This is a genomic window from Arthrobacter crusticola (assembly GCF_004357995.1).
Classification (GTDB): Bacteria; Actinomycetota; Actinomycetes; order Actinomycetales; family Micrococcaceae; genus Arthrobacter_D; species Arthrobacter_D crusticola.
Window position 1 is genome coordinate 95,161 of the sequence record NZ_SMTK01000005.1, and the last position, 12,585, is coordinate 107,745.

Genomic DNA, 12,585 nt, shown 5'->3' on the forward strand with positions numbered 1-12,585 from the left:
CTAGATCCTGCAGGCGTGGATGGTGCTGACGAGGATGGCGCGCGCGCCCAGCTCGTAGAGTTCATCCATCACCCGGTTGGTCTGGTTGCGCTTGATCATGGAGCGCACGGCGACCCAGTCGGAGTCGCGCAGCGGGGAAATAGTGGGCGACTCGAGGCCCGGGGTGAGGGCGGCGGCCTCGTCGACGAGTTCCTTGCGGATGTCGTAGTCCATCATCACGTACTGGCGGGCCACGAGCACGCCCTGCAGCCGGCGCAGGAGGACGTCGAGTCCGGCGGGCGCCTGGCCTTCGGCCCGCCCGATCAGCACCGCCTCGCTGCGAAGGATGGGCTCGCCGAAGATTTCCATCCCGGCGGCCTTAAGGGTGGTCCCGGTTTCGACGACGTCGGCGATGGCATCGGCCACTCCGAGGCGCACCGAGGATTCCACTGCGCCGTCGAGGCGGACCACCGTGGCGTTCACGCCGCGTTCCGTGAGGTAGTCCCGCAGCAGCCCGTCATAGCTGGTGGCGAGGCGTTTGCCGGAGAGCTCCTCGAGGGAGGAGAAGTCCCCCACCGGCCCGGCGAAGCGGAAGGTGGAAGCGCCAAAGCCGAGCTGCAGGAGCTCCTCGGCCTTGACCTGCGCGTCGAGCAGCAGGTCACGGCCGGTGATGCCGACGTCGAGGGTGCCGGAGCCGACGTAGACGGCGATGTCGCGGGGGCGGAGGAAGAAGAATTCAATGTCGTTGTCCGGGTCGACCAGGACCAGCTCGCGCGGATCGCGGCGCTGGCGGTAGCCGGCCTCGGCCAGCATGGCGGTTGCGGATTCGGACAGCGCGCCCTTGTTGGGAACTGCTACTCGAAGCATTGGGGAGTCTTTCGCTCGAAGAGGATGAGGGTCTGGGATCTGCGCCGCGGTGCGGCTACAGATGCTTGTAGACGTCCTGGAGCGTCAGGCCCTTGGCGAGCATGAGGACCTGCAGGTGGTAGAGCAGCTGGGAGATCTCTTCGGCGGCGTTCTCGTTCGACTCGTACTCGGCGGCCATCCATACCTCGGCGGCTTCCTCGACGACCTTCTTGCCGATTCCGTGGACGCCGGAGTCAAGTTCGGCCACGGTCTTGGACCCGGCGGGGCGGGCGGTGGCCTTCGCGCTGAGCTCCTCGAAGAGGGAATCAAAGGTTTTCACCGTGCCAACGTTACTGGGTTCCCCGCCGGGTTCCGCATCCGGGGGGCGGGGTGTGACAAAAACCTCCGCCCCCGGGCCGGGGACTACATCTTCCAGGGGCGCAGGGCGGCGGCAGCGGCGAGGGCCGCCGTGACCGCCTCGTGGCCCTTGTCCTCCTTGGAACCGGGCAGCCCGGCGCGGTCCAGGCCCTGCTGCTCGGTGTCGCAGGTGAGCACGCCGAAGCCGACGGGCACGCCGGTGCGCACGCTGACCTCGGTGAGGCCGTCGGTGGCAGCGGAGCAGACGTATTCGAAGTGCGGGGTGCCGCCGCGGATGACAACCCCGAGGGCGACGACGGCGTCAAAGTGCGGTGCCATCCGCGCCGCGGCCACCGGCAGTTCGAAGCTGCCCGGGACCCGCACCTCGGTAGTCTCCACGCCGGCCTCGGCGGCGGCGCGGCGGGCGCCGTCGAGCAGCCCGTCCATGATCTCGGTGTGCCAGCTCGCAGCGATGACCGCCAGTTTCAGCGGGGTTTCCTGCGTGCTGACGCCGCTGATGTCGATAACTGGTGCTCCGTGGCCGCTCATGGGGTTCTCCTTGGTGTTTCTGTAGGGGTTGGGGACGGCGCGGTGTTGCCCGCGGACCGCAGGTGGTGGGTCAGGTCCTCGATGGAAATCAGGGGAAGGGAATGTTCGTCGGCGAAGGCCCGCAGGGCCGGCAGGCGCATCATGCCGCCGTCGTCGTGGACCAGTTCGGAGATGACAGCGGCCGGCTGCAGGCCCGCCAGCTTGCACAGGTCGATCCCCGCCTCCGTGTGGCCGGGGCGCTGGAGCACCCCGCCGGGCGCTGCCCGCAGCGGGAAGACATGGCCCGGGCGGGTGAGGTCGCCGGCGGAACTTGCGGGGTCGGCGAGCACGCGGGCCGTGCGGGCCCGGTCGGCGGCGCTGATCCCGGTGGTGACGCCGGCCGCCGCGTCGCAGGAGACCGTGTAGGCAGTGCCCTTGGCGTCCTCGTTGACCGCGGTCATCGGCGGCAGGTTCAGGCGGTCGGCGGCCCCCTGCTCGAGCGGAACACACAGCACGCCCGAGGTGTACCGGATGGTCCAGCCCATCAGCTCGGCGGTTGCGGCTTCGGCGGCGAAGATGATGTCGCCTTCATTCTCGCGGTCGGCGTCGTCGACCACGACGACGGCTCCCCCGGCTGCGATGGCCGCAACCGCCGCGTCGATCCCGTCGAGCCGCACCGGGGCGGTCTCGAAGGTCACGTCGTCGCTCCGCGGGCGAAGCCGAGCAGGCGCTCGGTGTACTTGGCCAGCACGTCCATCTCCAGGTTGACCGGGTCTCCGGGCACCTTGGTTCCCAGGCCGGTCTCCGCGAGGGTGGTGGGGATCAGTCCCACCTCGAACCAGGGGTCCTGCTCCTCGGGGGCGCTGACCGAGGTCACCGTCAGGGAGACGCCGTCGATCGCGATTGAGCCCTTCTCGGCGGCATAGCGGGCCAGGGAGGCGGGCAGCGAGAAGCGGAGGCGGTGCCACGTCCCGAGGTCCTCGCGTTCGCGCAGCACGCCGAGACCGTCAACGTGGCCCTGGACGACATGCCCGTCGAGCCGGCCTCCGGCGGGGACGCAGCGTTCGAGGTTCACCGGTGCCCCTGGTGTGAGGGTGCCGGTGGTGGTGCGGCGCAGGGTCTCGCCCATGACGTCGACCGCCACCCTGGCGCCGTCGAGCTGGACCGCCGTAAGGCAGACCCCGTTCACGGCGATGGAGGCACCCGGGGTGAGGTCGGTGCCGGTGGCGGCCGCCTCGAAGACGAGCACCGCGCTTTCCCCGTCGGCTGCGAGGTCGAGGGAGACGACGCGTCCCTGTTCTGAAACGATTCCGGTGAAGATGGCTTACTCCTGGTTGTGCTGGGGGGTGGACGGGGTTGCCGGTGTGCCGGTCGCGGTGCCCGCTGCGGTTGCAGTGCGATCGGCGGCGGTGCGGTCGGCGGCGGTGCGGTCGGCTGGTGTGCCATTGTCGTCGTCGGCGGGGCGCAGGCGCAGGCGCACGTCCGGCCCCAGCTGGGTGACGGCGCCTCCGCCGGCCGGGTCGGGGACCCACCGGTGCGCGGCGGCCAGCGTCGGCACGCCGACCGGGGGGAACATCGGCGTCCCCTCGCCCAGCACCACCGGCGCGATGTAGCTGACCAGCTCATCCACGGCCCCCGCCGCCAGGAACGCCCCGGCGATTCCGGGGCCTCCCTCGACGAGGACATGGCGGACGCCGCGGCTGTGCAGTTCGGCCAGGGCCGTGGGGACATCGCGGGTGGCCAACGGGAGGAATCCCGGGCCGCGGACGGCGGCGTCCTGGGGCACCGGGCGCAGTCCCATGACGGCGCGCAGCGGCTGGGCCGGGGGCGTGCTGCCGGCGGTTCCGGCATCGTCCGTAGGGACCGGCCGGGCGGTCAGGCGCGGGTTGTCGGCGAGCACCGTGCCGGTGCCGGCGAGGACGGCGTCGACCCGGGCGCGGATGGCGTGGCCGTCGGCGCGGGCCTGGCTGCCGGTGATCCACTGGCTCGTGCCGTCGGCCGCCGCGACCCGGCCGTCGAGGCTCGACGCGGTCTTGAGGGTGACGAAGGGCCGGGCTTGGGCGGTGGCGCGCAGCCACCGGCCGTTAAGGTGTTCCGATTGCGTCTGTCGGAGTCCGCCGTCGGTCTCGACGCCGCGGTCTCGAAGCCAGCGGGCGCCTCCGGCGGCCTGGGCCGTGCGGTCGGGGGCGGCGAAAACCACCCTGCGGATGCCCGCCGCGTGGATGGCCGCGGAGCAGGGCCCGGTGCGTCCCTGGTGGTTGCACGGTTCGAGGGTGACGACCATGGTGCCGCCGGCCGGGTCCGCGCCGCGGGAGCGGGCGTCGGCCAGCGCGGCGACCTCGGCGTGGGGCGTGCCGGCCCCGCGGTGGTACCCGGAGCCGAGCACCTGCCCTTCGGGGCTCAGCACGACCGCGCCGACCAGGGGGTTGGCGCCGCGCACTCCCTGTGCGGCAAGCTCGAGGGCACGGTCCATGGCGCGGACCTCGGCCGGGTCCAGGGCCCGCGGATCCTGTGCTGCTGGCGTCACTGGATCTGCTTCACGGGGGCATCGACGGCGGACACCAGCCGGGCCTCCGCCCGTCGGCGCTCGCGGGTCCACACGGCGAACCCGATGATGGTGAAAGCGCCGTAGATCAGGTACATGACGGCGCTGGCGTAGTAGCCGGCGCTGAAGAGCAGGGGAACCCCGACGATGTCCACGGCGACCCAGATCAGCCAGAATTCGACCCAGCCCTTGGCCATGCCGAAGGTGGCCAGGAGGGAGCCGACGAAGGTCCAGGCGTCGGCCCATACCGGCTCGTACGAGCCCAGGGCACGGAACAACGGGGTAAGGGCCACGGTGCCGAGAATCATCCCGGCGACCAGCCCGATGCGCGCCCGGCCGGAGGCCCAGCGGGGGGTGACGGCCGAGCCGGCGGCCTGCCGGCCTGCCTGCCACTGGCGCCAGCCGTAGACCGAGACGACGATGAACATCACCTGGCGGCCGGCCTGACCGAGAAGGTCAACGGTGCCGGCTCCGCCGAAGGCAGAACCGAGGAAGACGGTCAGGAGCAGGACATTGCCCACGATGCCGACAGGCCAGGCCCAGACGCGCCGGCGCATGCCGCCCAGGACGCTGAGCAGGCCGAAAACGTTTCCAATGACCTCACGCAGCAGCAGGGAACTGCTGCCTACGGGAATGCGGGCTTCGAAGAGCCACTGAAGAAGATCCATGTCGTTCCTAACCGTCTCAACGGCTCGGGGTGACGACAGCTGAAGCGACTCAGGCCACGCGTGGCGGAGCCGCCAGCGTGGACCTCCGCGGCACAGTCCCCGAAGAAAGGGGACGCGTCGGCGGCGTCCTGCTGTTCGTGCTTCTCCCATCCAGACTTTAACTGTCGGTGCCGGAATTTCACCGGCTCAACCGAGGGCTCCCGCGCGGATGCGCAGTCACCACCGGGTCGCGGACTATAACCGCCGGTTCGGAATTACACCGACCCCGGAGCACGTACTTGTATGATTCTTCCACAACGCGGGACCTGACCGAGTTATTTCACTCCCGGTGACGGTCCGCCGGCTATTTTCGACGGGCCGCGCTCCACGAACCCCGGAGAATCGCGCCAGTTCCCGGATTTCGAGCTGCTCCTGCATCCCGAACCGGCAGCTCACTTCCCTTATTTGACGTAATGATGTGGCGAACGGCACACCCGTTGCGGAGGGAATGCGGGTACGCCCGAGGGCTTGTTGGTACCGTCAAGGCCCGCGTGGACACGCACCCGCTCCCCCGCCCGAAACTGCAGCTCACCACGCTTTCCCGGCCGCAGAACGTGGTGACCTGCACACTCGGCGGGGTGGAGGGCGACGGCGCGGCGACGGCGGGCGGAAGCCGGGTGGCAGCGGGGCGACGGCGCGGCGACGGCGGGCGGAAGCACGCCGGAAATGCAAAAGCCCGCCGAAACTGCAGGTCACCACGCTTCCGGTGGCCGGAGACGTGGTGAGCTGCAGTTTCGAGCGGGCTGGCCGGTAGGCCGCGCGTCGGGTCCCTGGGCCGGGAGCTAAGCCTCCGCGGGGGCGGTCTTGCCTTCGGCCGGCTTCGACGGTTCGGCCGACTTCGGACGGGCGTCCACCCCGGCCTCCTTGCGCTGCTGCGGGGTGATGGGCGCCGGAGCGGCGGTCAGCGGATCGTAGCCGCCGCCGGACTTCGGGAACGCGATGACGTCGCGGATCGAGTCGGTGCCCGCGAGCAGCGAGACGACCCGGTCCCAGCCCAGGGCGATGCCGCCGTGGGGCGGGGCACCGTACTTGAAACCCTCGAGCAGGAAGCCGAACTTCTCCTGGGCTTCCTCCGCGCTCAGGCCCATGACGGCGAAGACACGCTCCTGCACGTCGCGCCGGTGGATACGGATCGATCCGCCGCCGAGTTCGTTGCCGTTGCAGACGATGTCGTAGGCGTACGCCAGCGCGCTCTCGGGGTCGGTGTCGAAGGTGTCCTGGAACTCGGGCTTCGGCGAGGTGAAGGCGTGGTGCACTGCGGTCCACGCACCGGCGCCGACGGCGACGTCACCCGCGGCCACGGCGGCGGAGGCCGGCTCGAACATCGGGGCGTCGACGACCCACACGAAGGCCCAGTCCCCGTCCTTGATGAGTCCGGTGCGGTGGCCGATCTCGACGCGTGCCGCACCGAGCAGGGCGCGCGACGGCGTCTTCTCGCCGGCGGCGAAGAAGATGCAGTCACCCGGGTTCGCGCCGACGGCGGCTGCGAGGCCCTCGCGCTCGGCGTCGTTGAGGTTCTTGGCGACCGGGCCGCGGAGGCTGCCGTCGTCGTCGATCAGGACGTACGCGAGGCCCTTGGCGCCGCGCTGCTTGGCGAACTCCTGCCACGCGTCGAGCGTGCGGCGGGGCTGGGAGGCTCCGCCGGGCATGACGACGGCGCCCACGTAGGGGGCCTTGAAGACGCCGAAGCCGGTGTCCTTGAAGAACTCGGTGAGCTCGGTGAGCTCGAGCCCGAAGCGCAGGTCGGGCTTGTCGGAGCCGTACTTGGCCATGGCGTCGGCGTAGGTCATCCGGCGGATCGGGGTGGGGATCTCGACGTCGATCAGCTTCCACAGGCGCGTGATCAGCTGCTCACCGAGGGCGATGATGTCGTCCTCCTCGACGAAGCTCGCCTCAATGTCCAGCTGGGTGAACTCGGGCTGGCGGTCGGCGCGGAAGTCCTCGTCGCGGTAGCAACGGGCAATCTGGTAGTACTTCTCGAACCCGCCGACCTGAAGCAGCTGCTTGAACAGCTGCGGCGACTGCGGCAGGGCATACCAGGAGCCGGGGGCCAGGCGGGCGGGCACCAGGAAGTCGCGCGCACCCTCGGGGGTGGAGCGGGTGAGGGTGGGGGTTTCGATTTCGACGTAGCCGTCGGCGTGAAGCAGCTCGCGGGCCACCCGGCTGGCCTCCGAGCGCAGGCGCAGGTTCTTCTGCGGCGCAGGGCGGCGCAGGTCGAGGTAGCGGTGCTTCAGCCGCGCCTCCTCGCCGACCTCGACGTGCTCGTCGATCTGGAACGGCAGCGGATCGGCGGTGTTGAGGACGACGACCTGGTCGGCCATCACCTCGATCTCGCCGGTGGCCAGTGCGGGGTTCTCGTTGCCCTCGGGACGCTTCTGCACCGTACCGGTGATCTGCAGGACGTACTCGTTGCGCAGGGTGGAGAAGACCTCCTCCTCGCGGACGACGACCTGGGCTACGCCGGAGGCGTCGCGGAGGTCGAGGAAGGCGACGCCGCCGTGGTCCCGGCGCCGGGCCACCCAGCCGGTCAGGGTGACGGTCTGTCCAATATGCCCGGATCCGAGCGAGCCGAGTTCATGCGTGCGCAGCACAGCATTCCTTCCTACCGAAGTACCGCAGGCGGAGCTTCACCTGCTAAGTGTTAGATCAAACGTGTCCGAGTTTACCGGTCAACCGCAGCCGTCCCGGCCAGCAGCCGCGCCATGACCGGCGTCCTGCCCGGCACGGCGTTCCGCCGGCCATCGGGTCGCATTCCACGAAAGGGCACAACGGATGAGCAACGTTCCGGGACTCCGGCGTTCGATGGGCGGATTCGACGCCACGACCGTTGGCATCGGATCGATGATCGGTGCCGGGGTGTTCGTCGTGTTTGGTCCGGCCGCCGCGGCCGCCGGCAGCCTGCTTCCCGCCGCCGTCGTGCTGGCCGGATTCATCGCCTACTGCAACGCAGCCGCCAGTGCCGCCTTGGCCACAGTGCATCCCTTGAGCGGCGGCACCTACCTCTACGGCAGGCGCCAGCTGGGCCCGTGGCCGGGCTTTGTCGCGGGCTGGAGCTTCGTCACGGGCAAGCTGGCCTCCTGCGCGGCCATGGCCTTCACCTTCGGCCTGTACGCCGCCCCCGGGTACGAAACCCCGGCCGCGGTTGCCGCCGTCGTGGGGCTGACGGCGGTCAACCTGCTCGGCGTCACCCGCACCGCACTGATGACGCGGGCCGTCGTCGCCCTGGTCGTGCCGGTTCTGGCTTTCGCCGCCGTCGTGGCCTTCGCCGGGCCGTCGGCCCCGCAGCCGTGGACGCCCCCGGCCGGAGGGCCCTGGGGCGTGCTTCAGGCGGCCGGCCTGCTGTTCTTCGCCTTCGCCGGGTATGCGCGCATCGCCACCATGGGCGAAGAGGTGCGCGAGCCCGGCAAGAACATTCCCCGGGCGATCTTCGGTGCCCTCGGGTTCACCCTCGTGCTCTACCTCGTCCTCGCCGCCGCGCTGCTCTCCGCCCTGGGCGCCGGACCGCTGGGCGATTCCACGGCGCCCCTGCGCGACGCCGTCCTGGCGGCTGGCGATGCCGGCGGCGGGCCCGGGGGAAGCGCCGCCGGGACCGCGGTGCTGGCCGTGACGCTGGCCGCCGCCCTGGCGAGCCTTGGTGCGCTGCTGGCGCTCATCGCCGGGGTGGGCCGCACGACCCTCGCCATGGCCCGGGAGGGCGACCTGCCCGGGGCCCTTGCGGCGATCTGGTCCCGGTTCGGAGTGCCGTGGGCGGCGGATACCGCCACCGCCGTCGTCGTGATTGTCCTGCTGCTGACGACGGATGTACTCACCGTCGTCGGTTTCTCAAGCTTCGGGGTGCTGCTGTACTACGCGGTGGCCAACGTGGCTGCCTTCACCCTCACCGAACGCCAGTGGTACGCCCCGAAGATCCTCAATGTCGTCGGCGCCGCGGGGTGCCTGCTGCTGGCGTTCACCCTGCCCGTGACCTCGGTGCTGACCATGACGGCGATCCTCGCCGTCGGCGTTGCGGGCCGCGCCGTCGTGCTCCGGCGCCGGAACCGGCGGTCCGCCCGCGGCTGACCCTTCCGTCGGCCGCTGACCTCGGGCGGAAAACGCACGCGATTGCGACATCCGCGCCGGATATATCTGGCCCGCGTGTCGTTTTGGGCGCAGCGGCCGCTGTGGGGCGCGCCGCTCGTTTTCGGGTGGGCCAGTCGTCCTCGAGTGCGCCGCGCTACGGGACGCGCAGCACCTGCGGGGCCAGATCCTCGGCCGGCGGGGTCCACAAATCCGGGTCGGCGGCCTCCTGTGCCCCGGAGCGGATGTCCTTGACCTCATGGGTGCCGTCGGCGCCGGTGAACCAGACGAACGGGATGCCGCGGCGGTCGGCGAACTTGATCTGCTTGCCGAACTTCTCCGCGGTAGCAGCCACTTCGGCGGAGATGCCGCGGGCCCGTAGCGACGCGGCGACATCCTGGGCCGCCGACCAGGAGTCCTCGTCGGCGAGGGTCACCAGGACGGCGGTGGGAACCTGCCGGGAGACTGCCGCGAAGTCCTGGCTGAGGATCCGGGAGACGATCCGCGTGACGCCGATTGACAGCCCGACGCCCGGGAAGGTGCGGTTGCCCTTCGCCGCCAGGCTGTCGTAACGCCCGCCGGAGCAGATGGAGCCGAGGCTTTCGTGGCCGTTGAGGACCGTCTCGTAGACGGTGCCGGTGTAGTAGTCGAGGCCGCGGGCGATGCTCAGGTCCGCCACGACGCGCCCCGGTGCCCGCTTGGACGCCTCGGCGATGACCTGCTCGAGCTCGGTCAGCCCTTCCTCCAGCAGGTCGTCGGACACCCCGAGCGCCCTCACCTGCGCCACAAAGGAGGTATCGGGGGTGCGGATCGCCGCGAGGGCGATGGCGGCGTCGACCTGGGCGTCGGTGGCACCGAGCTCCTCGCGCAGCAGCTGCCCCACCTTGGCGGCGCCGATCTTTTCGAGCTTGTCGATGCTGCGCAGCACGGAGGCGGTATCGGTGAGCCCGATGCCGCGGTAGAACCCCTCGGCGAGCTTCCGGTTGTTGACCCGAAGCGTGAAGTCGGGAATCGGCAGCGCGCCGAGCGCCTCGACGACCACCAGGGCCAGTTCAACGTCGTACCGGAACGGCAGGACGCCGTCGCCGACGACGTCGATGTCGGCCTGCGTGAACTCCCGGGCCCGCCCCTCCTGCGGGCGCTCCCCGCGCCAGCACTTCTGGATCTGTGAACGGCGGAAGGGGAAGGCGAGGTGGCCGGCGTTCTCGACGACGTAGCGGGCGAACGGCACCGTGAGGTCGTAGTGAAGGGCAAGGCCCGCCTCGGACGCGGAGGCCTCGTCGGCCTGCAGGCGGGAGACGGCGTAGACCTCCTTGTCGATCTCGCCCTTGCGCAGCAGCTGATCAACGGTCTCAACGGCCCGGGTTTCTATGTTGGAGAAGCCGTGGAGGTCGAACACGCGGCGCAGTGTGTCAAGCACATGCAGCTCGATCAGCCGCTCCTGCGGAAGCCATTCCGGGAAGCCGGACAGTGATGCCTTACGGGCCATGGGGCGTTTCTCCTTGATCGATGCAGCCAGGGAGGCGCTTCCACCGGTGCGGCACTCATTTTAGGGGCTGACCGGGTGCCCCGCGAAAACGCGGTGAAGGCCCCTGAAAGAGCAGCGCTACACACGGAACCCCTGCGGCCCCCGGAACGATAGACTCCTTATCTCTGAACGAAATGGCGGCGGACCGGTCCGTGCCATCCATCGAGCGAAAGACTTATAGCGGTGACAGACAGTCAGCAATCCGACGAAATGACCATCAACGACGAATCAGTGGCCCAGGACCCCAGCGTGGATTCCGCCGTTGACGTGCCAGCGGAAGCGACGGCCAGCGCTGACGCCCCCGCAGCTGGGGGTCCCACCGACGCCGCTCCGGCCGCCGGGGAGCAGGCCCCCGCCGCACTCGGGACAGAGGCCACGGAGGTCCCGGCAGCTCCGGAGACCCCGCCGGCTCCGGAGACCGAGCCCACCGATACCGCTGTCGCTGACACCCCGGCCGCTCCGGAGACCCCGGCCGCTACGGACACTCCGGCAGCTCCAGAGAACCCGGCCGCTACGGACACCTCGGCAGCTCCAGAAAGCCCAGCCGCGGAGAGCCCAGCTGCCCCGGCAGCTCCAGAAAGCCCAGTCGCGGAGAGCCCAGCCGTCCCGGCCGCGGAAAGCCCAGCAGCCCCGGCACCGGCCCCCGCCCCGGCGAGGCCCGCAGCACCCGCCGCCCCGCGCGCTCCCCTGCCGACAGCGATGGCGCCGCGGCCCCTGAAGAAGGCCCAGACCCCGCTGGCGGTCCCCCCGGCGCACAGCACTCCGCTGGCCGAGGCGGAAAAGTTCGCCCGCGTCGAGGACGACGGACATGTTTTCCTTCTCCTCAACGGCGAGGAGCACCCGGTCGGCCAGTACCCCGACGCCTCACGGGAAGAGGCTCTCGCCTACTTCGTGAAGAAGTATGACGACATCGTCAGCCAGGTCGCACTGCTTGAGCAGCGCGTCAAGGGCAAGGCACCGTCGGCGGAAATGCTGAAGACCGCCAAGCACCTGCGCAGCCAGGTGGCCGAGCGCAAGCTCGTCGGCGACGTCGCGGCCCTCGAGGCGCGCATCGACGCGCTGACCGAGGCGATCACGGGGCTCGAGAAAGCCGAGCGGGCCGCCCAGGACGAGCTCAAGGCCAAGGAACTTGCCGCCCGCGAGGCGATCGTCGCCGAGGCGGAGGAACTGGCGGGCCGCGACCCGGCGACCGTCCAGTGGAAGGTCAGCAGCACGCGCATGAACGAGCTGTTCGAGCTGTGGAAGGCCGCGCAGAAGAACGGTCCGCGTCTGGGCCGGGGCACCGAGGACGCCCTGTGGAAGCGCTTCCGCTCCGCCCGAACGATCTTCGACCGGCACCGCCGCGCGTACTTCTCCCAGCTGGACAGCGACAACGCCGAGGCCAAGCGCGCTAAGGAAGCGCTGATCGCCCGCGCCGAGAGCCTCTCAAGTTCAACCGACTGGGGTGCGACGGCGGCCGAATACCGCCGCCTGATGGACGAGTGGAAGGCCTCGAAGCGGGCCAGCCGCAAGGACGACGACGCCCTGTGGGCGCGGTTCCGCGCCGCCCAGGACCGCTTCTTCGAGGCCCGCAAGTCGGCCAACGACGCGGTCGACGAGGAGTACGGCGCGAACCTTGTGGCCAAGGAGGCCCTCCTGAAGGAGGCCGCCGCGCTGCTGCCCGTGAGGGACGTCGCCGCGGCCAAGAAGGCGCTGCAATCGATCCGGGACCGTTGGGAGGAGGCGGGCAAGGTGCCGCGCGCCGACATCGGAAGGATGGACGCCGGCCTGCGCCGCGTTGAGGACGCCGTCAAGGCGGCCGAGGACGAGCACTGGCACAAGACGAATCCTGAGACCAAGGCCCGCACCAACAGCGCGCTGAGCCAGCTGCAGGCCACCATCGCCACGCTGAAGGATGACCTTGAGGCGGCCGAGAAGGCCGGGGACGCCAAACGGATCTCCACCGCGAAGGATGCCCTCTCCGCCCGCGAGCAGTGGCTCGAGATGCTGCAGCGGTCGGCCCAGGACTTCTCCTAGCACGCTTCTCCCAGCCCCGCGTC

The 12,585-nt window shown here is 70.4% G+C and carries 11 protein-coding genes and 1 riboswitch; of the genes, 2 read left to right on the forward strand and 9 right to left on the reverse strand.

Going from position 1 to position 12,585, the window contains the following annotated elements:
- The 8 genes from hisG to aspS all read right to left on the reverse strand — a co-directional run bounded on the left by hisG (nt 1) and on the right by aspS (nt 7,553).
- Nucleotides 1-846 carry an ATP phosphoribosyltransferase gene (hisG, locus tag E2F48_RS14410; protein ID WP_133404666.1) on the reverse strand — a complete coding sequence of 282 codons (846 nt, stop codon included), beginning with the start codon at nt 844-846 and terminating at the stop codon, nt 1-3.
- A 55-nt stretch (nt 847-901) separates the two neighbouring features.
- Nucleotides 902-1,165, reverse strand: coding sequence for a phosphoribosyl-ATP diphosphatase (locus tag E2F48_RS14415; RefSeq protein WP_133404667.1), 264 nt, complete (start codon nt 1,163-1,165; stop codon nt 902-904).
- Between the two features lie 83 nt (nt 1,166-1,248).
- Nucleotides 1,249-1,731 (reverse strand): 6,7-dimethyl-8-ribityllumazine synthase, encoded by a 483-nt coding sequence (gene ribH / locus E2F48_RS14420; RefSeq protein WP_133404668.1) that lies wholly within the window; start codon nt 1,729-1,731, stop codon nt 1,249-1,251.
- Nucleotides 1,728-2,408 carry a 3,4-dihydroxy-2-butanone-4-phosphate synthase gene (gene ribB / locus E2F48_RS14425; RefSeq protein ID WP_185149827.1) on the reverse strand — a complete coding sequence of 227 codons (681 nt, stop codon included), beginning with the start codon at nt 2,406-2,408 and terminating at the stop codon, nt 1,728-1,730. Before ribB ends, ribH begins: the two co-directional genes overlap by 4 nt.
- On the reverse strand, nt 2,405-3,031 hold the full coding sequence (locus tag E2F48_RS14430) for a riboflavin synthase (protein ID WP_133404669.1): 627 nt from the start codon (nt 3,029-3,031) through the stop codon (nt 2,405-2,407). Before E2F48_RS14430 ends, ribB begins: the two co-directional genes overlap by 4 nt.
- A 3-nt stretch (nt 3,032-3,034) precedes the next feature.
- Nucleotides 3,035-4,237 (reverse strand): bifunctional diaminohydroxyphosphoribosylaminopyrimidine deaminase/5-amino-6-(5-phosphoribosylamino)uracil reductase RibD, encoded by a 1,203-nt coding sequence (gene ribD / locus E2F48_RS14435; RefSeq protein WP_246019050.1) that lies wholly within the window; start codon nt 4,235-4,237, stop codon nt 3,035-3,037.
- Entirely contained in the window at nt 4,234-4,923 is a 690-nt protein-coding gene (gene pnuC, locus E2F48_RS14440) for a nicotinamide riboside transporter PnuC (RefSeq protein ID WP_133404670.1), read from the reverse strand. Before pnuC ends, ribD begins: the two co-directional genes overlap by 4 nt.
- 134 nt (nt 4,924-5,057) lie before the next feature.
- Nucleotides 5,058-5,200: riboswitch (FMN riboswitch) on the reverse strand.
- 544 nt (nt 5,201-5,744) lie between these two features.
- Nucleotides 5,745-7,553 (reverse strand): aspartate--tRNA ligase, encoded by a 1,809-nt coding sequence (gene aspS, locus E2F48_RS14445; protein WP_133404671.1) that lies wholly within the window; start codon nt 7,551-7,553, stop codon nt 5,745-5,747.
- Between the two features lie 181 nt (nt 7,554-7,734).
- On the opposite strand from aspS, the gene E2F48_RS14450 reads away from it, so the two are divergent.
- Entirely contained in the window at nt 7,735-9,021 is a 1,287-nt protein-coding gene (locus E2F48_RS14450; RefSeq protein WP_133404672.1) for an APC family permease, read from the forward strand.
- Between the two features lie 154 nt (nt 9,022-9,175).
- Here E2F48_RS14450 and hisS read toward each other — a convergent pair whose 3' ends face one another.
- Complete coding sequence (gene hisS / locus E2F48_RS14455) at nt 9,176-10,507, reverse strand: histidine--tRNA ligase (RefSeq protein ID WP_133404673.1); 1,332 nt, start codon at nt 10,505-10,507, stop codon at nt 9,176-9,178.
- 222 nt (nt 10,508-10,729) lie between these two features.
- Between hisS and E2F48_RS14460 the strand changes: the two genes are divergently transcribed.
- On the forward strand, nt 10,730-12,562 hold the full coding sequence (locus E2F48_RS14460) for a DUF349 domain-containing protein (RefSeq protein ID WP_246019052.1): 1,833 nt from the start codon (nt 10,730-10,732) through the stop codon (nt 12,560-12,562).
- Nucleotides 12,563-12,585: the final 23 nt, after the last annotated feature.

Excerpts from the sequence above, each read along its gene's own strand:
- hisG (WP_133404666.1), bottom strand. The coding sequence starts at position 846 with ATGCTTCGAGTAGCAGTTCCCAACAAGGGCGCGCTGTCCGAATCCGCA.
- ribH (WP_133404668.1), bottom strand. The coding sequence starts at position 1,731 with ATGAGCGGCCACGGAGCACCAGTTATCGACATCAGCGGCGTCAGCACG.
- pnuC (WP_133404670.1), bottom strand. The coding sequence starts at position 4,923 with ATGGATCTTCTTCAGTGGCTCTTCGAAGCCCGCATTCCCGTAGGCAGC.
- E2F48_RS14450 (WP_133404672.1), top strand. The coding sequence starts at position 7,735 with ATGAGCAACGTTCCGGGACTCCGGCGTTCGATGGGCGGATTCGACGCC.
- hisS (WP_133404673.1), bottom strand. The coding sequence starts at position 10,507 with ATGGCCCGTAAGGCATCACTGTCCGGCTTCCCGGAATGGCTTCCGCAG.